This is a genomic window from Allobosea sp. P2_B12 (assembly GCF_056404835.1).
Genome location: NZ_JBFUDG010000003.1, coordinates 154,025 through 174,277, shown reverse-complemented (window position 1 = coordinate 174,277; position 20,253 = coordinate 154,025). Strand labels below are relative to the sequence as shown.

20 protein-coding genes are annotated in these 20,253 nt (G+C 67.0%); 13 read left to right on the top strand and 7 right to left on the bottom strand.

Translation table 11 applies throughout. The features are described 5' to 3' along the window. Nucleotides 1-52 precede the first annotated feature (52 nt). Complete coding sequence (locus AC1DYU_RS09670; RefSeq protein WP_476791438.1) at nucleotides 53-925, bottom strand: uracil-DNA glycosylase; 873 nt, start codon at nucleotides 923-925, stop codon at nucleotides 53-55. Nucleotides 926-1,104: 179 nt separating this feature from the next. Between AC1DYU_RS09670 and AC1DYU_RS09665 the strand changes: the two genes are divergently transcribed. From AC1DYU_RS09665 to AC1DYU_RS09650, 4 genes are all read left to right on the top strand, one after another. After that, complete coding sequence (locus tag AC1DYU_RS09665) at nucleotides 1,105-2,784, top strand: electron transfer flavoprotein-ubiquinone oxidoreductase (RefSeq protein WP_476791437.1); 1,680 nt, start codon at nucleotides 1,105-1,107, stop codon at nucleotides 2,782-2,784. A gap of 512 nt (nucleotides 2,785-3,296) precedes the next feature. Then, entirely contained in the window at nucleotides 3,297-5,063 is a 1,767-nt protein-coding gene (locus AC1DYU_RS09660; protein ID WP_476791436.1) for a tetratricopeptide repeat protein, read from the top strand. Between the two features lie 20 nt (nucleotides 5,064-5,083). After that, nucleotides 5,084-5,959: a 4-(cytidine 5'-diphospho)-2-C-methyl-D-erythritol kinase gene (locus tag AC1DYU_RS09655; protein ID WP_476791435.1), complete on the top strand. Its 876-nt coding sequence runs from the start codon at nucleotides 5,084-5,086 to the stop codon at nucleotides 5,957-5,959. 96 nt (nucleotides 5,960-6,055) lie between these two features. Then, nucleotides 6,056-7,114 (top strand): hypothetical protein, encoded by a 1,059-nt coding sequence (locus AC1DYU_RS09650; protein ID WP_476791434.1) that lies wholly within the window; start codon nucleotides 6,056-6,058, stop codon nucleotides 7,112-7,114. A gap of 39 nt (nucleotides 7,115-7,153) precedes the next feature. On the opposite strand, the gene AC1DYU_RS09645 is transcribed toward AC1DYU_RS09650, so the two are convergent. Next, nucleotides 7,154-7,474, bottom strand: a complete 321-nt coding sequence (locus AC1DYU_RS09645; protein WP_476791433.1) for an antibiotic biosynthesis monooxygenase family protein — start codon at nucleotides 7,472-7,474, stop codon at nucleotides 7,154-7,156. Between the two features lie 183 nt (nucleotides 7,475-7,657). On the opposite strand from AC1DYU_RS09645, the gene AC1DYU_RS09640 reads away from it, so the two are divergent. Beyond that, on the top strand, nucleotides 7,658-8,071 hold the full coding sequence (locus tag AC1DYU_RS09640) for a response regulator (RefSeq protein WP_476791432.1): 414 nt from the start codon (nucleotides 7,658-7,660) through the stop codon (nucleotides 8,069-8,071). 567 nt (nucleotides 8,072-8,638) lie between these two features. On the opposite strand, the gene AC1DYU_RS09635 is transcribed toward AC1DYU_RS09640, so the two are convergent. Further along, a complete protein-coding gene (locus AC1DYU_RS09635) occupies nucleotides 8,639-9,667 on the bottom strand; it encodes a polyprenyl synthetase family protein (RefSeq protein ID WP_476791431.1) in 1,029 nt (342 codons plus the stop codon). A gap of 159 nt (nucleotides 9,668-9,826) precedes the next feature. On the opposite strand from AC1DYU_RS09635, the gene AC1DYU_RS09630 reads away from it, so the two are divergent. Together AC1DYU_RS09630 and AC1DYU_RS09625 are read left to right on the top strand one after the other, a co-directional pair. Next, on the top strand, nucleotides 9,827-10,051 hold the full coding sequence (locus tag AC1DYU_RS09630) for a putative signal transducing protein (protein ID WP_068176224.1): 225 nt from the start codon (nucleotides 9,827-9,829) through the stop codon (nucleotides 10,049-10,051). Then, entirely contained in the window at nucleotides 10,044-10,844 is an 801-nt protein-coding gene (locus AC1DYU_RS09625; protein WP_476791430.1) for a tRNA1(Val) (adenine(37)-N6)-methyltransferase, read from the top strand. The genes AC1DYU_RS09630 and AC1DYU_RS09625 overlap by 8 nt, the downstream gene beginning before the upstream one ends. Here the strand turns inward: AC1DYU_RS09625 and AC1DYU_RS09620 are convergent. Both AC1DYU_RS09620 and AC1DYU_RS09615 read right to left on the bottom strand, forming a co-directional pair. After that, nucleotides 10,838-11,137, bottom strand: a complete 300-nt coding sequence (locus AC1DYU_RS09620) for a hypothetical protein (RefSeq protein WP_158483849.1) — start codon at nucleotides 11,135-11,137, stop codon at nucleotides 10,838-10,840. The genes AC1DYU_RS09625 and AC1DYU_RS09620 overlap by 7 nt on opposite strands. A 192-nt stretch (nucleotides 11,138-11,329) precedes the next feature. After that, nucleotides 11,330-11,617 carry a hypothetical protein gene (locus AC1DYU_RS09615; protein WP_476791429.1) on the bottom strand — a complete coding sequence of 96 codons (288 nt, stop codon included), beginning with the start codon at nucleotides 11,615-11,617 and terminating at the stop codon, nucleotides 11,330-11,332. Between the two features lie 246 nt (nucleotides 11,618-11,863). Here AC1DYU_RS09615 and AC1DYU_RS09610 point away from each other — a divergent pair, with 246 nt between their 5' ends. The 6 genes from AC1DYU_RS09610 to upp all read left to right on the top strand — a co-directional run bounded on the left by AC1DYU_RS09610 (nucleotide 11,864) and on the right by upp (nucleotide 19,043). Continuing rightward, entirely contained in the window at nucleotides 11,864-12,766 is a 903-nt protein-coding gene (locus tag AC1DYU_RS09610; RefSeq protein ID WP_476791731.1) for a glycine--tRNA ligase subunit alpha, read from the top strand. Continuing rightward, a complete protein-coding gene (glyS, locus tag AC1DYU_RS09605; RefSeq protein ID WP_476791428.1) occupies nucleotides 12,766-15,039 on the top strand; it encodes a glycine--tRNA ligase subunit beta in 2,274 nt (757 codons plus the stop codon). Before AC1DYU_RS09610 ends, glyS begins: the two co-directional genes overlap by 1 nt. Before the next feature lie 339 nt (nucleotides 15,040-15,378). Further along, entirely contained in the window at nucleotides 15,379-15,540 is a 162-nt protein-coding gene (locus AC1DYU_RS09600) for a Thivi_2564 family membrane protein (RefSeq protein WP_171905132.1), read from the top strand. A gap of 223 nt (nucleotides 15,541-15,763) precedes the next feature. Beyond that, the gene (locus AC1DYU_RS09595; RefSeq protein ID WP_476791427.1) at nucleotides 15,764-17,026 is read left to right on the top strand and encodes a GTP cyclohydrolase II; all 1,263 of its coding nucleotides are present in this window, start codon (nucleotides 15,764-15,766) and stop codon (nucleotides 17,024-17,026) included. A 2-nt stretch (nucleotides 17,027-17,028) separates the two neighbouring features. Then, nucleotides 17,029-18,246, top strand: coding sequence for a URC4/urg3 family protein (locus AC1DYU_RS09590; protein WP_476791426.1), 1,218 nt, complete (start codon nucleotides 17,029-17,031; stop codon nucleotides 18,244-18,246). 155 nt (nucleotides 18,247-18,401) lie between these two features. Beyond that, on the top strand, nucleotides 18,402-19,043 hold the full coding sequence (gene upp, locus AC1DYU_RS09585) for a uracil phosphoribosyltransferase (protein WP_158483844.1): 642 nt from the start codon (nucleotides 18,402-18,404) through the stop codon (nucleotides 19,041-19,043). A 111-nt stretch (nucleotides 19,044-19,154) separates the two neighbouring features. Here the strand turns inward: upp and AC1DYU_RS09580 are convergent, their stop codons facing one another. Both AC1DYU_RS09580 and AC1DYU_RS09575 read right to left on the bottom strand, forming a co-directional pair. After that, a complete protein-coding gene (locus tag AC1DYU_RS09580) occupies nucleotides 19,155-19,553 on the bottom strand; it encodes a DUF1236 domain-containing protein (RefSeq protein ID WP_476791425.1) in 399 nt (132 codons plus the stop codon). A 243-nt stretch (nucleotides 19,554-19,796) separates the two neighbouring features. Further along, on the bottom strand, nucleotides 19,797-20,237 hold the full coding sequence (locus AC1DYU_RS09575; RefSeq protein ID WP_476791424.1) for a DUF1236 domain-containing protein: 441 nt from the start codon (nucleotides 20,235-20,237) through the stop codon (nucleotides 19,797-19,799). Nucleotides 20,238-20,253: the final 16 nt, after the last annotated feature.

Below are 20,253 nucleotides of genomic sequence, written 5' to 3'. Positions count from 1 at the left end.
AATCTCCGAGCCCGCCCGCAATCTCAAGGAGAGACGGCCGGAACTCAAGCCGTCATTCAACCCCGGCCGTCGCTGCCGGTTCCGGCGTCCCCGCCGCTTCGAGCGCCGTCTTCAGCGCCCTCATGTCGCGCCAGGCCAGGCGCTTCTGCAGCGGCTGGCGCAGCAGATAGGCCGGGTGCAGCGTCGCCATGGCGCGGATGCGCCGCGTGCCGGTGTCGTATTCCAGCCATTTGCCGCGCGAGGCCAGGATGCCGGAGAGCCCGAGCAGCCCCTGCGCCGACGGTCCGCCGATGCAGATCAGGATGTCGGGGTCGGCGAGCTGGATCTGGCGCTGGATGAAGGGCAGGCAGATCGAAACCTCCTGCGGCGTCGGCGTGCGGTTGCCCGGCGGCCGCCAGGGCAGCAGATTGGCGATGTAGACGTCGTCCTTGCGGCTGAGCCCGATCGCCGCCAGCATCCGGTCGAGCAACTGCCCGGAACGTCCGACGAAGGGCAGGCCGATCCGGTCCTCGTCGGCGCCCGGCGCCTCGCCGACGAACATCACGCGCCCGGCGGGGTTGCCGTCGGCGAAGACGAGGTTCTTCGCGGTCGCCTTGAGCGCGCAGCCCTCGAATTTTGCCAGAGCCTGCTTCAGATCGTCGAGCGTCGCCGCCTCCGCAGCCAGCACCTTGGCGCTGACCGTGGCGTCGTCGGGCGCAGTCGCAGTGGCCGCGCTGGGGCGTGCGACCACGGCCGGCGCCTGTCCGGGACGCGGCGGGAGCGTGGGGCGGGGGCGCGGTGCGTCGCCCACGGATTGCGTGCTTGCGACACGGTCCTGCGCCTGCGCGAAATGGTCGTGGGTCACCTCGTCCAGCGCCTCGGTGATGCCCATCTCGGCATACCAGGCGACAAGCTCGGCGGGTTCGGGCGTTGTGGTGAGGGACATCGTCGCGTGTCTACCACGGCTGCATGCGACTTCGCGAGCCAGCGCGGTTGCAAATTGGAACGCGTGCTTGGATAGAGGGTTTCCAGACTGTCGTTATGCCCGTCTTGAATGGGCAAGCAAGATAGTTCATATATAAACTAATTGGTTTTGAGGCCGGCGCGGGCCTTCGGGAGAGCAGGATGGATCTCGAACAGGCACAGGCCGAACCGCGCGAGAGCATGGATTATGACGTCGTCATCGTCGGTGCCGGGCCTGCGGGCTTGGCCGCGGCGATCCGCCTCAAGCAGCTCGACGAGAACATCTCGGCCGTCGTGGTCGAGAAGGGCGCCGAGGTCGGCGCGCATATCCTCTCGGGCGCGGTGATCGATCCCTCGGGGCTCGACGCGCTCCTGCCGGATTGGCGCGAGGACGCGGAGCGGCCCCTGACCACCGAGGTCAGCGAGGACATCTTTTATTTCCTGACCGAGCCGAACGGCATCCGCCTGCCGAACTTCGCCATGCCGAAGCTGATGAACAATCACGGCAATTTCGTCGGCTCGCTCGGGTTGGTGACGAAATATCTAGCGGCCCGCGCCGAGGCGCTCGGCGTCGAGATCTATCCGGGCTTCGCCGCTGCCGAACTGCTGTTCGACGAGAACGGCGCGGTGCTCGGCATCGCCACGGGCGACATGGGCATCGCCAAAAACGGCGAGGTCTCCGAGCGTTATACCCGCGGCATGGAATTGCGCGGCCGCTATACGCTGCTGGGCGAGGGGGCCCGTGGCTCGCTCTCCAAGATCGCGATCCGCAAATTCGGCCTCGACGCCGGCCGCGAGCCACAGAAATACGGCATCGGCCTGAAGGAAATCTGGCAGGTCAAACCGGAGAAGTTCCACAAGGGCCGCGTGCAGCACTCCTTCGGCTGGCCGCTCGATGCCGGCACCGGTGGCGGCTCCTTCCTCTACCATTTCGACGATAACCTGGTGACCGTCGGCTTCGTCGTCCACCTCAACTACACCAATCCGACGCTCTCGCCCTTCGACGAGTTCCAGCGCTTCAAGACCCACCCGATGATCCGCGACCTGTTCGACGGGGCCAAGCGCCTGTCCTACGGCTCGCGCGCCATCACCGAGGGTGGATACCAGTCCGTGCCGAAGCTGACTTTCCCGGGCGGCGCGCTGATTGGTTGCGCGGCCGGCTTCGTCAACGTGCCCCGCATCAAGGGCAGCCACAACGCCATCGTCTCCGGCATGCTGGCGGCCGAGAAGCTGGTCCCCGCGCTGGCGGCCGGGCGTTCGCATGACGAGATCGTCGAGATCGAGACGAGTTGGCGCGATTCAGCCATCGGCGCTGATCTCAAGCCGGTGCGCAACGTCAAGCCGCTCTGGTCGAAATACGGCACCCTGCTCGGCATCGGGCTCGGCGGCATCGACATGTGGCTGAATCAGCTCTTCGGCTGGTCGCCTTTCGGCACGCTCAAGCATGGCAAGCCTGACCACGCGACGCTGAAGCTCCTCAGCGAGGTCAAGCCGATCGTCTATCCCAGGCCCGACGGCAAGATTTCGTTCGACAAGCTGTCCTCTGTCTTCCTGTCCTCGACCAATCACGAGGAAGACCAGCCGGCTCATCTCAAGCTGACCGACCCCTCGATACCCATCGACAAGAACCTGCCGCTCTACGGCGAGCCGGCGCGGCTCTACTGTCCGGCGGGTGTCTATGAGGTCGTCTACAAGGATGCCGAGGCGAAGACCGATCCCCGTTTCGTGATCAACGCGCAGAACTGCGTCCACTGCAAAACCTGCGACATCAAGGACCCGGCCCAGAACATCACCTGGACGGTGCCCGAGGGCGGCGGCGGCCCCGGATACGCGAATATGTGATGCGGCCGATCATCGCGGCCTGTTCCCAAAATCTCAAAGAAAAAGGGCGTGCCGGGTTACGGCACGCCCTTTTCGTGGCTGTCTGCGTGATCGTCCGCGAGGACTGATCAGCCCTTGCGGATCACGGCCGGAGCCGGCTTCTCCGGCTGGGCGCAACCGGCAGCAAAACCGGCAAGCAGAACAACGGCGGCAACGCTGAGAACGATCTTTTTCATTAGAATGATCCTGTTCGAATCGTCGCGGCACAGGCACGACGCAAGCACAGTAGCGCGTCAATCCCTGATGTAACGATAACGAATGCTTGGGAACGTTGCGGCGCCGCACGGTTTCGCGCGACTGTGACATGGCCGCTACGGCGCCGCACCATTCGGCCGGCGCACGGCTTGCCCGCCCGCCTGGAAACGGCCATCTTGCACCTCTACGCGAAGCGGTCACGGTCGAGCACAAAGACCACGCCCCCCGCGACTGGCGAGGCGGCCGACCGAGGGAGAATGGCAGTCGTGGTATTTGGAATGAACAGCCGTGGCCCGATCACGGCGGCTGCCTTGGCGTTGCTGCTGGCCTTGCCGGTCGGCGCAGCGGCGCAAGGTGCGACTCCCCGCGCGCATGATCAGCTCGACACGGCCGAAAGCCTCGAGGGCAATTATCTCGCGGCCATCGTCGCCGGAGCCGGGCGAGATCTGGGCGCGGCCTCCGTCTATTTGCGCGAAGCGATCAAGGGCGATCCGCAGAACAATGACCTGCTGGAACGGGCTTTCGTCGCCTTTCTGGCCGATGGCGCGATGCCGGACGCCTTCCGCGCCGCCGACAGACTGATCCAGCGCGATCCGAGCAACGGGCTGGCGCAGCTCGCCGTCGGCATCCGCGCACTGAAGCAGAAGAGCTACCAGACCGCCCGCAACCACCTCCAGCGCGGCGGCCGCGGACGCGCCGCCGACATCACCGCGACGCTGCTCTCGGCCTGGTCCTATCTCGGCTCCGGCCAGGCGACGCGCGCCGTCGAGACGCTGGAGCGGCTGAAGGGCGAGACCTCCTACAACCTCTTCCGCGACTACCATGCAGGGCTGATTCTCGACGCCGCCGGCCGCAAGGCTGATGCCGAGAAGCGCCTGAAGAGTGCTTATGATTCGGAGAAGACGACCCTTCGCCTGGTCGATCTCTGGGCCCGCATGCAGGCGCGCAATGGCGATTTCGAGGCTGCCGCCGCGACCTATGGCGAATTCGATCGCCTGCTGCCCAATCATCCGATCGTGCGCGAGGGCCTCGCCAAGGTCGCCGCGAAGCAGGCTCCGCCTCGCCAGGTCGGCAATGCCCAGCAGGGCGCCGCCGAGGTGCTTTATGGCCTCGCCAGCGCCGGCAACCGCCAGGGCGACGAGGCGGCCGCGCTGCTCTATCTGCGGCTCGCCATCTATCTCGACCCCAACCACGATCTCGCCATCCTGACGCTGGGCGACATCCTGGAGCGCGCGCGCCAGCCCGAGGACGCGGTCGCGGTCTATGAGAAGATGCCGACGACCTCGCCGCTGCGTCCCAATGCCGAGATCCAGGCCGGTCTCGCGCTGGAGAACCTCGGCAAGCCTGACGAGGCTGTGAAGCATCTGACGGCGCTGATCAGCGAGCGGCCCGACGATGTCGATGCGCTCTCGGCGCTCGGCAACATCTACCGCTCGCGCAAGCTCTTCCAGGAAGCCGCCGACACCTATGACAAGGCGATCGCCAAGATCGCTGCGCCCGGCCGCGCCAACTGGGATCTGTTCTATTTCCGCGGCATCGCCCGCGAGCGCATCAAGCGCTGGCCCGAGGCCGAGGCCGATCTGCGCAAGGCGCTCGAACTCCTGCCCGAGCCGCTCGGCCGCGAGCGCGCGCTGGTGCTGAACTATCTCGGCTACTCGCTGGTCGATCAGCATCTCAAGCTCGACGAGGCGCTCGACATGCTGCGCCGCGCCGTCGAACTGCGCCCGCGCGACGGCTACATCACCGATTCGCTGGGCTGGGCCTATTACCGTCTCGGCCGCTATGCCGAGGCCGTGCGCGAGCTCGAACGCGCCATGGAACTGCGCCCCTCCGACCCGGTGATCAACGACCATCTCGGCGACGTCTACTGGAAGACCGGGCGCAAGCTCGAAGCCGGCTTCCAGTGGAACCATGCGCGCGACCTCAATCCCGAGCCCGAGGATCTGGTCAAGATCAAGCGCAAGATCGAGCGCGGCATCGAAGACGGCCCCTCCGCCAGCGCGGTCGATCCGAACGCGACCGAGCCCAAGAAGGACGGCGGCTGAACCCTGCCGCCGATCCCCGCGTGCCCGCATCGCTGACCACCCGCGCGCGGGCCAAGATCAACCTCACCTTGAAGGTGATCGGCCGGCGCGCCGACGGCTATCACGAGCTTGAAAGCCTGGTCGCCTTCGCCGGTGTCGGCGATACGCTGACGCTCGAACCCGGTCCCGAACTCGGGCTGACAATCGGCGGGCCGCGCGGCGAGGGCTTGGCTGTCGATGACAGCAATCTCGTCCTGCGCGCGGCGCGCGCACTCGCAGAAGAAATCGGCCCGCTTCGCAGCGGCCACTTCCACCTCGTCAAGCGCCTGCCGGTGGCCTCGGGCATCGGCGGCGGCTCGGCCGATGCGGCCGGCGCGCTGCGCCTGCTGGCGCGGCTGAACGGTCTGGCGCCGGACGATCCCGCGCTGTTTCGCGCCGCGGCTAAACTCGGCGCTGATGTGCCTGTCTGCGTCGAGTCACGCGCCCGCATCATGACCGGCATCGGCGAGCGCCTCGGCCCACCCCTGCCGCTGCCGCCTCTGTTTGCCCTGCTGGTCAATCCGGGCGTGCCGGTCGAGACGGTAGCGGTGTTCCGCGAACTCGGATTGCAGGCCGGCGAGGCGGGCTTGGGGGCAGGGATATCGGCCTCGCTCGTCCCCGACACGATGCCCGGCCTGATCGCGGCGCTTGCCACAAGCGGCAACGACCTCGAAGCCCCGGCACTGCGGGTCGCCCCGGTCATCGACGCGGTGCTGGCGGCGCTGCGCTGCCAGCCGGGCTGCCGTCTCGCCCGCATGTCGGGCTCGGGCGCGACCTGCTTCGCCCTGTTCGATGACTGCCGCGCGAACGCTGCAGCGGGCAGAGCGCTGGCGCAAGCGCAGTCGGGCTGGTGGGTCAAGGCCACCCTGCTGCGGTGAGACCGCACGCCGTTGCCCATGGGGCAACCAGGCGGTAGCGTCGAGATCGCGTTCGGACGCTCTGTGGCGTTGCGACAGACAGAAGGAATCCGCCCGATGCGTATCCTCCTGGCCTTGGCTCTCATTTTTTCGGCCGTTTGCCCCCTGCGTGCCGCAGCGCTCGATGATGCGATCGCGGCCTGGCTTGCGGGTGACGACGCGGTCGCGCTTCCTGCCCTGTCGGCTCTGGCGAAGGCCGGCGACGAGGACGCGATGCTGGCTCTGGGCGTGATCGAGCCTCGCGTCTGGCAAGGCGACTATGTGCCCGCTCTGGAGCGGGCGCAGCGCATCGCCCTGCTGCGCAAACCGGGCGGGCTTTCCGGCGAATCCTGGCTGAACAGCGTCAAGGCCCGGCGCGCGCTGGCCGAGGCGTTCGAGGCGGCGCAGCAGAAAAGCGATCCTGCGCCCTTGCTGGCGCTCGGCCAGATCGATGCGGCGCGGACGGCCCTGGCCATGGCGTTCAACCACAGGCCGGAATCGCTCGCCGAGTTCGATGCCGGGTCCCGCCTGCCCAACGAGATGCGCTTCTGGGTCTGGTGGGGCGCGGCGGTGCGCCTGTGGCCGGCGGCCTATCCGACACCGCCCGCGCCCGAGGCGGCCGGACGCTTGCGCGCCGCCGTCGCCGAGGCGCTGTCGCCGGAATGGACCGGCAGCCTGCAGCAGATGCTGTTCTTCAGCGTTGATGTCGGAGGCCTCGCGGGCATACCCGTTCCGACGGCGGCCAATCTCATCGGACGCGTCCTGCGCAAGGGGCGGATTGCGGCCGAAGCAGACGTCGCCTTCAAGGCCGCCTCCGCTCCGGCACGCGAGCAGGCCCTGACATCGGCGCGCGCCATCCTGATGACGGCCCCCGAGGCAAAGCCGGTTCGGGATTTCTGCGCCGCATCCTGTGCGGAAACGCGGGAGGCTTGCGTGGAAACGCTCTGGACGCTGACCGGCGGCGCCGAAATCCAGACCTTCCTGCACACGCCGCTCGACACGCTGATCCCGCAGCAGGCCTATCTCGGCAGCCCGCGCCATCGCGCCGACATGGTCCACATCGCCCGCAAGCGATTTCCGGCAGGCGCGCCGCCCAACCTCGACGCCTGCGGAGCAAAGCTGATGTTGGGCCGCTGAGCGCTGCCCGCCCGCTCCCGCAATCGGCGGTGAGCCGGATCACCCGGCATCCGGTGCGACGCTGTCGATCACCTCGTGATGCGTGACGTGCGCGTCATAGTCCCGCAGCGCGGCCACCGCGCCGGGCTCGACCACCGCCTTGGCTGCGTCCTCGCCGGCGAAGGTGCGGATCGCAGCCATCGACGCCCATCGCGTCAGCACCGTGAACTCGACCGCATCACCGAGATCGCGCCGGACAAGCTCCGCCCACAGGAAGCCGGGAACGTGCCGGAGTTCCTGCACCACCCTTGCGCGAAAATGCGCGGGGTAGGCGCCCGCTCGGCCGGGCTCGGCGCGGCCACGCCATTCTCGAAGGATCACGACAGCTCCTTGGTCATCACGTCGAAGGCTCCTCCCACGCCTCGCTTGCCGCTGCGCGTAGCCGGGCAGGAGTGGCTGCCAAGAGCCGGGCTCGCAGTTTGTTAAAGATGCACAGGCATTTTAAGTCCCGAAGCGAACCATATGCCTGGTCGGGGGTTGGTGGGCGTTATGGGAGTACCATCGATGGAACCGCTCGTCGTGCTGGTGATCGAGGATGAGCCGCTGATCCTCATGGATGTCGAAGCAGCTCTTGCCGAGGCGGGGTTCGAGGTCATCACCGCTTCCTCAGCCGCCGAGGGCATGGCGGCCTTCGATGATCGCGCGGGCGACATCAGAGCCGTTGTCTCGGACATCAGACTGGGTAAAGGCGTTAGTGGCTGGGAGGTCGGACGGCATGTCCGGCAAGCCGTGCCGACGATGCCAATGATCTATATGAGTGGCGATAGCGCCGTCGATTGGTCCGCACAGGGCGTTCCAAACAGCGTGATGATCTCAAAACCCTTCGCATTCCCCCAGATGATCACAGCGATTTCGACTCTGCTCAACCAGTTGGAGCAGATCGACGCCGTATCCGGCGGACTCGGAAACGATCGTTAGAGCGTTTTCGAGCGAAGTGGATACCGGTTCGCGTGAAGAGAATGCAGAAAACGAAATGCGTAGCCTGCGCTTGATGCCATCGCTGTGATCGCGATCCAGCGGGCATAACCCTCACCACCTTATCCCCGCCCCACCACTCCCATGCCTATCCTCCCCGCGCTGTGCCCGACCAAGGGGGCTGTCGCGAGGCGTCGTGCGGCCGGGTGCAGTTGCGGGTTTCGTGAGGTCTCGCCGTCGCTGGCGGGGACTTGCGGAGGCGACCCGATCCGACGTTCCTTAGCCAGGGACAATGGACCGGCCATGCCCAAAATCCCCGCGCGCGGAGCCGGGCGGCGCGAGATCGGCGTCGCATCGACATCTCGACATCGACATTCGACATCGGCACGCGGCAAAGCCCGCGCGCCCCCCGTCTCCGCGCATCCCCTTCGGGATCGTCTGTGAGAAACCCCGCGGCTTGGGGCCGGACGGGCCTTTCGGTATGCGGACAGGTCGAAGGCCGCGGGGAACCCTCTCCCGTAGGGAGAGGGTTCCCCGCGCTTGGCGCTTAGGCGTGGTGGGAGTTGATGCTCAATGCGCCCGCGCCACGCAGAAATCGACCGCCTCGTTCAGCGCCTGCTTCATGGCTGTGGCCGGAAACAGGCCGAGCGCGTCCTTGGCCATCTTGGCGTAGTGCTCGGCGCGCTGGATCGTGTCGTCGAGCGCGCGGTGGCGCTTCATGATGCCTTGCGCCTCCTCGAGGTCGCCGTCGCGGACGTCGCCGTTCTGCAGCGTGCGCTTCCAGAAGGCGCGCTCGGCATCGCTGCCGCGCCGGAAGGAGAGCACGACGGGCAGGGTGATCTTGCCCTCGCGGAAATCGTCGCCGGTGTTCTTGCCGAGCTTGGTGGCGACGCCGCCATAGTCGAGCGCATCGTCGATGAGCTGGAAGGCGATGCCGAGATTGAGGCCGTAGCTGCGGCAGGCGGCGGCGTCCGCCTTGGTCGCATTGGCGATGACCGGGCCGACCTCGCAGGCGGCGGCGAAGAGCTCGGCCGTCTTGCCGCGGATCACGGCGAGATACTCGTCCTCGGTGGTCTCGGTGTTCTTGGCGACCGAGAGCTGCAGCACCTCGCCCTCGGCGATCACGGCGGCGGCCGTCGAGAGAATGTCGAGCGCCCGCAGCGAACCGACCTCGACCATCATCTTGAAGGCCTGGCCGAGCAGGAAATCGCCGACCAGCACGCTCGCCTCGTTGCCCCAGAGCATGCGGGCGGCGAGCTTGCCCCGGCGCATGTCGCTCTGGTCGACGACGTCGTCATGCAGCAGCGTCGCGGTGTGCATGAACTCGACCGAGGCTGCGAGCTTGACATGGCCCTCGCCGCGATAGCCGCACAGCCCCGCCGTCGCCAGCGTCAGCATCGGCCGCAGGCGCTTGCCGCCCGACGAGATCAGGTGGTTGGCGACCTCGGGAATCATCGTCACGCTGGAGCCGGTGCGCGACAGGATCATCGCATTGACGCGCTCCATATCGGCGCGCACGAGCTCGACCAGGGTTTCGATCCGGGCATTGCCCTGGCTCTGGCCGGCTTCCTTGTCCTCGAACGCGACGACGACGCCCATATCATCCACTCCGGCAGCCTGCGCAGCTTGCGGCGCGGTACAGCCTTGCCACAACCGTCGCATGGGTGACCAGCCCCCGCACATTGGAATGACGCCGCAGGAGGGCAGGCGACGTGCAAGGGGCTTGCGCGGCGGTGCCCGGATGGGCTCCATCAGGCGATGCATGAACTCGTCCGTACCAACGACATCGTCCTGCTCGGCGCCATCGAGGCGCTGCTGGCTTCGGCCAATCTCGATTGCCTGATCGCCGACCAGCATATCAGCGCGCTCGAAGGCATGATCGGCGCCTTCCCGCGCCGGCTGCTGGTGCGCGAGGCCGACCGGATGCGCGCCCGCGCCTTGCTGACCGAAGCCGGATTCGGCCCCGAATTGCGCGATGGTTGAGACGTTTTCAGGGCTGGGCGAAATCGTCGAGGACCGCTTGCTCGACGGCCGCCTCCTGCTGCGTCAGCCCAGGCGCGGCCATCGCGCCGGCAGCGACGCGATCCTGCTCGCCGCCGCCGTGCCCGATCTTGGCGAGGGGCCGCTGCTCGACATCGGCGCCGGCGTCGGTACCGTCGGGCTGGCCGCCGCGCTGGCGCAGCCGGCCTTGCAAATCGTGCTGCTCGAGCGCGACCCCGATCTCGCGGCGCTGGCGGCCGAGAACATCGTGCTCAACGGGCTGACCGGTCGTGCGCGCGTCGTGGCGGCGGATATCGCCGGCCCGGCGGCGGAGACTGGCTTGCATGCGGGCAGCTTCGCCTGCGTCGCGATGAATCCGCCCTTCTACCCGCCGGGCGGGACCAGAGCCTCGCCCGTGCCCAACCGCCGCGCCGCCCATGTCGTCGATGGTTCGCTGGAGCCCTGGTTCAGGGCGGCGCGCCGTCTGCTGCGGCCGGGCGGGCGGATCGTGCTGATCCACCGGCCCGAGGCTCTGGCGGAGATTCTCGGTGCTCTCGGCACCGGCTTCGGCGATGTCGCCATCCGCCCAATCCATGCGCTGGCAGACCGGCCGGCGATCCGCATCGTCGTGACGGCGGTCATGAGTAGCAAAAAGCCGGCAGCGTTGCTGCCGGCTTTCGTTCTCAATGCGCCCGAGGGCGGCTTCACGTCGCAAAGCGAGGCGCTGCACCGGGGCAGGGCGGCGCTTGCGATGACGGCTGAGACCGGGCCATCACCGCCAAACCGCGATCAGTAATAATAGCGCGGCCCGTAGAACGGCACCGGCGGCACGAACAGCGGCGGCGGGCCATAGAAGCGCGGCGGCCCGTAATAGCGGCGCGGACCGTAATAGCGCGGCGGGCCATAGTAGCGGCGCGGGCCATAGTAGCGGCGCGGGCCGTAATAATACTGCGCCTGCTGCAGCAGGCCGGTCTCGGTCTGGACGCTCTGGCCGGCTGCGACCGGGGCGGCGCTGGCCGGGGCGGCGGCAAGCGATAGGCCGCCCAGGGTCGTCGCAGCTGCGAGGGCGAGAAGTGTCTTGCGGAACATGATCGTGATCCTCCTCGTTAGGGCGCCGCCAGCCTCTCGCTGCGCGGTCTGCCGCCGTCCTGAGTGCAAGGCTACTCTGACGTTCAAGGCTACTCTGAACGGCAGTTTAGGTTCCCAAAGCTGAACGGCACTTGGTCGCGCCGTTCAGCTTGTCTTCAGATTGAGGCCGCATCTCGGCAGCCGGGGCCGGGCTCAGCGGCAGACGCGCACCGGGCGTACCACCCAGCCATAGCCGGTCCAGACGCGGCGCTGGGTGACGAAGCAGCGCGGGCGATAGACCGGGCGGCCGTAATAGCGCGGCCGGCCATAATGGCGGCGAGGGCCATAATACTGCGCCTGTTCGACGAGGTCGCCCTGGGCCTGCGTGGTCTGGACCGTCCCAGTGGAAACCGGCGCGGCGCTGGCCGGAGCGGCGATGAAGGCGGAAGCGGCCAGGGTGAGCGCGCCGAAGGCCGCGGCGACGATGCGGGATGACAGCATGGTATTCTCCTACTCGACTTCGACGCCGCCGATCCGGCTCAAGCGCTCGCCCCGAACGCCGCGGATCTCACGGACGAGGGAGATTATCGCGCGCTGGATGAACGGAAGCTGTCCGGCTCCAATTGCCTCCCGCGCTTGACCGAAAGCACCGCCAGCCCCTAAGCACGCGGCCATTCCCGTCATTTGGAAGGCTTCGACATCTTGTCCGTCCTCGCCTCGCATCCCGTCGCCGCGACCTCGCCCGCAATGGACCCGACGCGCTCCTTCCAGGGGCTGTTGCTGACGTTGCAGCGCTTCTGGGCCGAACGCGGCTGCGTCATCCTCCAGCCCTATGACATGGAGGTCGGCGCCGGCACCTCGCATCCCGGCACGATGCTGCGCTCGCTGGGTCCCAAGCCGTGGAACGCGGCCTATGTCCAGCCCTCGCGCCGCCCCAAGGACGGCCGCTATGGCGAGAACCCCAACCGGTTGCAGCATTACTATCAGTTCCAGGTCATCCTGAAGCCGAACCCGCCGAACCTGCAGGAGCTCTATCTCCAGTCGCTCGAAGCCATCGGCATCGACATGCTGCTGCACGATATCCGCTTCGTCGAGGACGACTGGGAGAATCCGACGCTTGGCGCCTGGGGGCTGGGCTGGGAGTGCTGGTGCGACGGCATGGAGGTGAGCCAGTTCACCTATTTCCAGCAGGTCGCGGGCATCGAATGCGCGCCGGTCTCGGGCGAACTCACCTACGGCCTCGAACGCCTCGCCTGCTATCTGCAGAATGTCGAGAGCATCATGGAGCTCAACTTCAACGGCCTCGAAGGCGACGCGAAGGTGACCTATCGCGACGTCTTCCTGCAGGCCGAGCAGGAATACTCCCGCTACAACTTCGAGCACGCCGATACGGCCGCGCTGTTCCGGCGCTTCGCCGAGGCCGAGGCCGAATGCCGTGCCCTGCTCGACAAGGGCGAGAGCGGCGAGCGTCATCTGATGGTCCAGCCGGCTTATGACCAGTGCCTCAAGGCCGGCCACAGCTTCAACCTGCTCGATGCGCGCGGCGTGATCTCGGTCACCGAGCGCCAGAGCTACATCCTGCGCGTCCGCGAACTCGCCAAGGCCTGCGGTGCCGCCTGGCTGAAGACGGCGGGCGGGGGAGCAAACTGATGCCCGATCTCCTGCTCGAACTTTTCTCCGAAGAGATCCCCGCCCGCATGCAGCGCAAGGCGGCCGACGATCTGCGCAAGCTCGTCACCGATGCGCTGGTCGAGCGCGGCCTCGTCTATGAGGGCGCCAAGGCCTTCGCCACGCCGCGCCGGCTCACCCTGCATATCGCCGGCCTGCCCGTGCGCGGCAGCGATATCCGCGAGGAGCGCAAAGGCCCGCGCGTCGGCGCGCCCGATGCCGCTGTTCAGGGCTTCCTCAAAGCGTCCGGCCTCTCCTCGCTCGACCAGGCGACGATCGTCAGCGACCCGAAGAAGGGCGATAGCTACATCGCCGTCATCGAGAAGCCCGGCCAGGAGACGATCGCGGCCATCGCCGAGATCGTCCCGGCCGTGATCCGCGCCTTCCCCTGGCCTAAATCGATGCGCTGGGGCAAGGCCTCGGCGGCCGGCGCGAGCCTGCGCTGGGTGCGCCCGCTGCATACGATCCTCTGCACCTTCGGCGCCGAGACGGAAGAACCCGAGATCGTGGCCTTCGAGGTCGACGGCATCGTCTCCGCCAACATCACCTATGGCCACCGCTTCCATGCGCCGGGCGCGATCACGGTCAGGCGCTTCGACGATTACGTCGCGGCACTGGAGAAGGCCAAGGTCGTGCTCGATGCCGACCGGCGCAAGGAGATCATCCTCGCCGACGCGAAGACTTTGGCCTTCGCGCAGGGCCTCGAACTGGTTGAGGACGAGGGCTTGCTGGAGGAGGTCGCAGGCCTGGTCGAATGGCCGGTCGTGCTGATGGGCTCCTTCGAGGAACGCTTCCTCGAAATCCCCGCCGAGACGATCCGGGCGACGATCCGGGCGAACCAGAAATGCTTCGTGCTGCGCGATCCCGCCACGGGCAACCTCGCCAACCGCTTCCTGCTGACCTCGAACCTGATCGCCAGCGATGGCGGCGCGGCGATCACCGCCGGCAATGAGCGCGTCGTGCGGGCGCGTCTCTCCGATGCCGCCTATTTCTTCGCGACCGACAAGGGCAACCTGCCCGATCTCGACACGCTGACGGACAGCGCCGACAAGCTCGGGCTTGATCTGTCCAAGCCGCTCGACCAGCGCATGGCCAAGCTCGACAAGCTCGGCGTCGTCTTCCACGCCAAACTCGGCACGCAAGGCGAGCGGGTGCAGCGCATCGCGGCGCTGGCGCGCGAACTCGCCCCCATCGTCGGCGCCGATCCCGACCTCGCCGAGCGCGCTGCCAAGCTCGCCAAGGCCGACCTCCCGACCGAGATGGTCGGCGAGTTCCCGGAATTACAGGGCCTGATGGGCCGCAAATACGCGGAGCTTCAGGGCGAGCACGCTTCCGTCGCCGCGGCGATCGAGGAGCACTACAAGCCGCTCGGCCCCTCAGATCGGGTCCCGACCGATCCGGTTTCGGTGGCGGTCGCGCTTGCCGACAAGCTCGACACGCTCGCCGGCTTCTGGACGATCGACGAGAAGCCGACCGGCAGCAAAGATCCCTATGCGTTGCGTCGGGCCGCGCTTGGAGTGATTCGGCTGATTCTCACCAATGAGATTCGGATCGACATCGACCATGTCTTTGGCGGCGCTGCGGACAGGTACAGCGACGGCAATGCCAACGAGATCGATCCTAACGACGGGAAAACTGTCGATCTTACGGAGGTTTTTCTAGGCAGTTGGGCCTTCATCGATGGGTTCAATCAGTTCATCTATGAAAGATTGAGGGTTCTGATGCGCGATCAGGGCGCTCGCCATGATCTGATCGATGCCGTCGTGCCCCCTCCGGCCATCGTCACGGAAAGCAAGTTCAGCATCACGATTGCCGAAACGAACGACCTCCTGCTCATCACCCGCCGCGTCGCGACGCTCGGGCGTTTCCTCGAAACCGAGGACGGCAAGAGCCTGCTCGCCGGCTACAAGCGCGCCGCCAACATCCTCAGGGCCGAGGAAAAGAAGGACGGCGAGGGTGCCTTCGCCGGCGCTGCCGACCTCCAGCTCATCGCCGATGCCGGGCTGATCGAGGAGAAGGCGCTGGCAGTGGCGCTCGCACAGGCGACGCCTAAGGCCGAGGCCGCCGTCGCGGCCGAGGACTATGAGGGCGCGATGTCGGCGCTGGCGGAACTGCGGCCCGCCGTCGACGCCTTCTTCGACAAGGTCACGGTCAACGACCCCGATCCGGCGCTCCGCGCCAACCGGCTGCGGCTGCTGAACCAGCTCCGCGCGGCGACGCGCGCGGTCGCGGATTTCGGGCGCATCGCGGGATAGGCTCGGTCTCTCCGGAAGAGCGCGGGGAACCCTCTCCCGTAGGGAGCGGGCAGGGTGAGGGGTCGGCCGTTTGACACGGCTGCCGTGCCCTCACAGCCGCCAAACTGTGAGGGTATCGTCCCACTGGTCCAGGGGCCGACACCTCACCCCTACCCCTCTCCTTAAGGAGAGGGGTTCTCCGTCGCGGCTCCCAGCGTACCCGCCCCCTTCGCCAGCGAACCATCCCAACGGAACCAAGTCCCACACTGCGACGTTCTGTCATCGGATGGGGGTGCTGCGAATGCGTCGCGGCATCGGCTCCGGGGGGCCGGCTACGGCCGATTTAAAAGGTTCATTTTCATGAGCATTCTCATTTCTCTGCTGATCACCGTTCTCGTCATCGGTCTTGTGCTTTATCTCGTGCGGATGCTGCCGCTCGACAGCCAGATCAAGAACGTCGTCCAGATCATCGTCATCGTCATCGGCATCATTTCGCTGCTGCGCTATCTCGCAGTGTTCTGAGCCAAGGCCGTCATGCTCGCCCTTGTGGCGAGCATCCACGTCTTGAACACAGGTCTCGCCGAAGGACGACGTGGATGGTCGGGACAAGCCCGACCATGACGGCAGAGCGCCCAAAGCGCCCCGATTGACGCTGCGCTGTCGCTGCTGCACACTTGACTAGGTCCAGAGGGCCCCGGACGTTTTTGCGTCGCGGGGCCCTTTCCTATTGCAGGCGAACATCGCGATGAACGCGTCGAACCGCACGACCCATATCCGGCTGACCTCCCACCCCGAGCCCGGCAGCGCCGCGACGCGCTTCCCGATCCGCTGGGACGCAGAGACACCGGCGCAGCGCGGACCCGTCATCGCCTCGACCACGACGCCGGGAGACCGCAACGTCATCGGCGCCCATGGCGGCTCCTATTCGATCTATCGCGCGCTCGCGATCTCGGCCCGTGCCATGAACCCCTCGCAGCGCCCCGATCTGCACAACACTCATCCGACCGCCGAGATCCGCGAACAGCCGCAATGGTTTGCGCCGGGCAGGATCGTCTCGATGGACCCGTTTGGCCATCGCGTCGCGCAGGATTTCGGCCGGTTGATCGGCGAGGGCATCGACATCCGCCCGACTATCGCCGTCACCAAGGCCCGCCTCAACCTGCCCGAGATTCTCGCCGCGATGGCGGCCCACCGGCTCGCGCCCGACGACCACATCCTGCACAAATCCGGCGATGTCAGCGTCACCAAGATCGCGATCGACCCGGTCTGGCATCTGCCGGGCATCGCCGAGCGCTTCGGCACCAGCGAGAACGAGCTGCGCCGCACGCTGTTCGAGCAGACCGGCGGCATGTATCCTGAATTGGTGACGCGGCCGGATCTGCACGTCTTCCTGCCGCCGATTGGCTCGATCACGGCCTATGTCGTCGGCGAGGTTTCGGCCCTGTCGGATGGCAAGAGCCGCGTCGCCTGCCGCGTTCATGACGAGTGCAACGGTTCGGACGTGTTCGGCTCCGACATCTGCACCTGCCGGCCCTATCTCGTGCACGGCATCGAGGAGGCGGTGAAGGAGGCGCAAGGCGGCGGCGTCGGCCTGATCGTCTACAACCGCAAGGAAGGCCGGGCGCTCGGCGAGGTGACGAAATTCCTCGTCTACAACGCCCGCAAGCGCCAGGAGGGCGGCGATTCCGCCGCGACCTATTTCGAACGCACCGAATGCGTCGCCGGCGTCCAGGATGCGCGCTTCCAGCAATTGATGCCCGACGTGCTGCATTGGCTCGGCGTCACCCGGATCGACCGGCTGATGTCGATGTCGAACATGAAATACGATGCCATGGTCCAGTCCGGCATCGAGATCGGTGAGCGCGTCGCGATCCCGCCCGAGCTGATACCGCTCGACGCCTCGGTCGAGATCGAGGCCAAGAAGGCGGCAGGGTACTACTCGCCCGACGGCGCGCCGGGCGACAATGCGCTCAAGGCAACGGTCGGCCGCGAACTCGACAAGTTCTGACCATGCCAGATCGCGATCCCGAGGCCGTCCGCGGCTTGCTGAAACCGGCCGCCATCCGCGCCCGCGCCCAGGAGATGCTGGAGCTCGGCCTTGCCGGCAAGCTGCTGCATTTCACTGTCGCGCCGCAGCGGCTGGAAGCCTGCGCCGATTATGTGCTCGACACGGTCAGGGCCAATTATCCGACGCTCGACATTCCCTTCCATGCCCGCTGGCGGCATTTCGTCATCGCCGGGATGGATCGCTGGAGCGTGCTCGATCTCGGCGCGAACTTCCGCGATGCTGGCGAGCGCGGCCGCGCCGCTTACGACCTCGCCATCGTCAGCGTGCTGCTCGATGCCGGCGCAGGCGCGGACTGGTCCTATCGCGACGCGGTCAGTGGCAAGCAGGCCGCCCGCTCGGAGGGGCTGGCCCTGGCCTCTCTCGACATGTTCGCGGCAGGCCTGTTCTCCAGCGATCCCGGTCAGCCGCTGCGGGTCGATGCCACCGCGCTGAAGCGGCTCGATCCGGCTGCGCTGGCTGCGGGTTTCCAGGCCGGCCCGGCCAATCCGCTGCTTGCCGTCGAAGGCCGTGCGGCGCTGCTCAACCGGCTCGGCGAAGAACTCGAACGCCAGGGCATGGCGCGTCCCGGCGACCTGTTCGATCGTTTCGCGGGCGCAGCCGAGACCGGCACGCTGCGCGCCGGTCACATGCTGGCCGAGGTGCTGGCCTGTTTCGGTGGCATCTGGCCGTCGCGGCTGACGCTGGCCGGCGTCCCGCTCGGCGACACCTGGCGCCATCCCCTGATCGCGCAGGACAGCGTCACGGCGGGGCTTGTGCCCTTCCACAAGCTGTCGCAATGGCTGACCTATTCGCTGATCGAGCCGCTGCAATGGGCCGGCATCGCGGTCGTCGACATCGACGATCTCACCGGCCTGCCGGAATACCGCAATGGCGGGCTGTTCCTCGATTTGGGCGTGATCGCGCTGAAGGACGAGGCCGATGCGACGCGCGCCCATGAGCCCGGCTCGACGCTGGTCGTCGAATGGCGGGCGCTGACGGTGGCGCTGCTCGACGAGATCGGCAGCCTGGTCCGCAAGCGGCTCGGCCGAAGCCGCGAGGATCTGCCACTGGCCAAGGTGCTGGAAGGCGGCACCTGGGCGGCCGGCCGGCGCATCGCGGCGACGAAGCGTGAGGGCGGCGGTCCGCCCTTGACGATCATCAGCGACGGCACGGTGTTTTGATTCTGGCTGACCATCCATTCAGCCCTCATCCTGAGGAGCAAGGCGCGAGCCTTGCGTCTCGAAGGATGTTCCAGTGCGCTCTGGAGCATCCTTCGAGACGCCGCTTCGCGGCTCCTCAGGATGAGGGCTGAGGGCAAAAAAGGGGAATGGACCGCATGACCACGCAACAGGACGGAGTCACCGTCGTCGATCACCCGCTGGTCCGGCACAAGCTCACGCTGATGCGCGAGAAGGACCGCTCGACCAAGAGCTTCCGCCAGCTCCTCAACGAGATCGGCATGTTGCTCTGCTACGAGGTAACGCGCGATCTGCCGATCGAGATGATCGAGATCGAGACGCCGCTGACGAAGTCGATGCAGCCGATCATCTCCGGCAAGAAGATGGTCTTCGCGCCGATCCTGCGGGCCGGCGTCGGCTTTCTCGACGGCATGCTGGAACTCGTTCCGGCCGCCCGCGTCGCCCATATCGGGCTCTATCGCGATCCCGACACGCTGCAGGCGGTGGAGTATTACTTCAAGGCCCCCTCCGACGTTGCCGAGCGCATGATCGTGGTGATGGACCCGATGCTGGCGACCGCCAATTCGGCCGTCGCCGCCATCGACCGGCTGAAGGAACGCGGCGCCAAGGATCTGCGCTTCGTTTGCCTGCTGGCCGCGCCCGAGGGCATCGAGCGGCTGCGCGGCGCCCATCCGGATGTCCGGATCTGGACGGCGGCGATCGACGAGCGGCTCAACGACCACGGCTATATCGTGCCCGGCCTCGGCGATGCCGGCGACCGCATGTTCGGCACGCGCTGAGCCGGAGCCGACACTCTACAACACAAAGCCCGCCCCCTTTCGGGAGCGGGCCGCTGATCCGCCGGAGCGGTCAGGTCGCGATGACGCGACCACTCCGTGGACCATGCCGGATCAGTTGATGATCTGGACGATGCGGCGGGTGCGCGGCTCAACCACTACGGCACGATCGTTCACCACCGTGTAGCGATAGCCCTGCGCGCCATAGCCGGCCGGCACCTCGCGATAGACGACGCCCTCCTCCGGCAGGACCACGCCGACGGCGACGGGCTGCTGATAGCCGTAGGATGGGACGCGCTGCTCCATCACATAGGTACGGAAGCGCGGTGTATCGTCGATCATCGATCCACCGGCAGGATCGCGAGTCAGAGCCGGGCCGGGAGCCACGACACCAAGCGCAGGATCACGCGTCGCTCCTCCGGCCGGATCGCGGATGGCCGGACCGCTGCTCTGCGCGAAGACGGTGGCGGGAAGCACGGCAAGGGCCGCGGCAAAAGCTAATCTCTTCATCATGGTCGATCTCCTTGAGATGCTGGAGCGTTGCTGAGCGAAGTGGGTTGCGGTTCGCTGTGGGAGCAACGCGTCAAAACCAAAACACCGGAGCCTTGAACGGTCGCATGGGACCGAGACGTCTCCGAAGCTTATGGAATAAACGAGGCGGCCGCGCGGTTGTTCCGAACCCAGCAGGGCTCCAACACGAAAAGGCCCGCCCCATTTCTGGGGCGGGCCGATAGGCTGGTCAGTTCGATCGCAGGATCAGTTGATGATCTGGACCACGCGGCGGGTGCGCGGCTCGACCACGACCGGGCGCTCGTTCACGACCGTGTAGCGGTAGCCGGCGGGCGCGCCATACTCGGCGGGAACCTCGCGATAGGTGATGCCCTCTTCCGGCAGGACCGTGCCGACCGTGACCGGCTCGGCGTAGCGATAGGACGGCACGCTCTGCTCGACGACATAGGTGCGGAACTTCGGCGAGGCCGCGTCGCCGATGATGGCGCCGACCACCGCGCCGCCGACGCCGCCGACTGCGGCACCGACAGGACCGCCGACGATCGCGCCGCCGATGGCACCCGAGGTCGCGCCGCTGACGGCGCCGCCGGTGGCACCACCCGAGGGCTGCTGCTGGACCTGAGTCTGAGCGAAGGCCGTGGCCGGAATGGCGACGATGGCGGCTACAAGTGCAAGCTTCTTGATCATGGTTGTTCTCCTTCCG

Excerpts from the sequence above, each read along its gene's own strand:
- AC1DYU_RS09670 (WP_476791438.1), bottom strand. The coding sequence starts at position 925 with ATGTCCCTCACCACAACGCCCGAACCCGCCGAGCTTGTCGCCTGGTAT.
- AC1DYU_RS09665 (WP_476791437.1), top strand. The coding sequence starts at position 1,105 with ATGGATCTCGAACAGGCACAGGCCGAACCGCGCGAGAGCATGGATTAT.
- AC1DYU_RS09660 (WP_476791436.1), top strand. The coding sequence starts at position 3,297 with ATGAACAGCCGTGGCCCGATCACGGCGGCTGCCTTGGCGTTGCTGCTG.
- AC1DYU_RS09650 (WP_476791434.1), top strand. The coding sequence starts at position 6,056 with ATGCGTATCCTCCTGGCCTTGGCTCTCATTTTTTCGGCCGTTTGCCCC.
- AC1DYU_RS09640 (WP_476791432.1), top strand. The coding sequence starts at position 7,658 with ATGGAACCGCTCGTCGTGCTGGTGATCGAGGATGAGCCGCTGATCCTC.
- AC1DYU_RS09635 (WP_476791431.1), bottom strand. The coding sequence starts at position 9,667 with ATGGGCGTCGTCGTCGCGTTCGAGGACAAGGAAGCCGGCCAGAGCCAG.
- AC1DYU_RS09630 (WP_068176224.1), top strand. The coding sequence starts at position 9,827 with ATGCATGAACTCGTCCGTACCAACGACATCGTCCTGCTCGGCGCCATC.
- AC1DYU_RS09625 (WP_476791430.1), top strand. The coding sequence starts at position 10,044 with ATGGTTGAGACGTTTTCAGGGCTGGGCGAAATCGTCGAGGACCGCTTG.
- AC1DYU_RS09620 (WP_158483849.1), bottom strand. The coding sequence starts at position 11,137 with ATGTTCCGCAAGACACTTCTCGCCCTCGCAGCTGCGACGACCCTGGGC.
- AC1DYU_RS09615 (WP_476791429.1), bottom strand. The coding sequence starts at position 11,617 with ATGCTGTCATCCCGCATCGTCGCCGCGGCCTTCGGCGCGCTCACCCTG.
- AC1DYU_RS09610 (WP_476791731.1), top strand. The coding sequence starts at position 11,864 with ATGGACCCGACGCGCTCCTTCCAGGGGCTGTTGCTGACGTTGCAGCGC.
- glyS (WP_476791428.1), top strand. The coding sequence starts at position 12,766 with ATGCCCGATCTCCTGCTCGAACTTTTCTCCGAAGAGATCCCCGCCCGC.
- AC1DYU_RS09600 (WP_171905132.1), top strand. The coding sequence starts at position 15,379 with ATGAGCATTCTCATTTCTCTGCTGATCACCGTTCTCGTCATCGGTCTT.
- AC1DYU_RS09595 (WP_476791427.1), top strand. The coding sequence starts at position 15,764 with ATGAACGCGTCGAACCGCACGACCCATATCCGGCTGACCTCCCACCCC.
- AC1DYU_RS09590 (WP_476791426.1), top strand. The coding sequence starts at position 17,029 with ATGCCAGATCGCGATCCCGAGGCCGTCCGCGGCTTGCTGAAACCGGCC.
- upp (WP_158483844.1), top strand. The coding sequence starts at position 18,402 with ATGACCACGCAACAGGACGGAGTCACCGTCGTCGATCACCCGCTGGTC.
- AC1DYU_RS09580 (WP_476791425.1), bottom strand. The coding sequence starts at position 19,553 with ATGATGAAGAGATTAGCTTTTGCCGCGGCCCTTGCCGTGCTTCCCGCC.
- AC1DYU_RS09575 (WP_476791424.1), bottom strand. The coding sequence starts at position 20,237 with ATGATCAAGAAGCTTGCACTTGTAGCCGCCATCGTCGCCATTCCGGCC.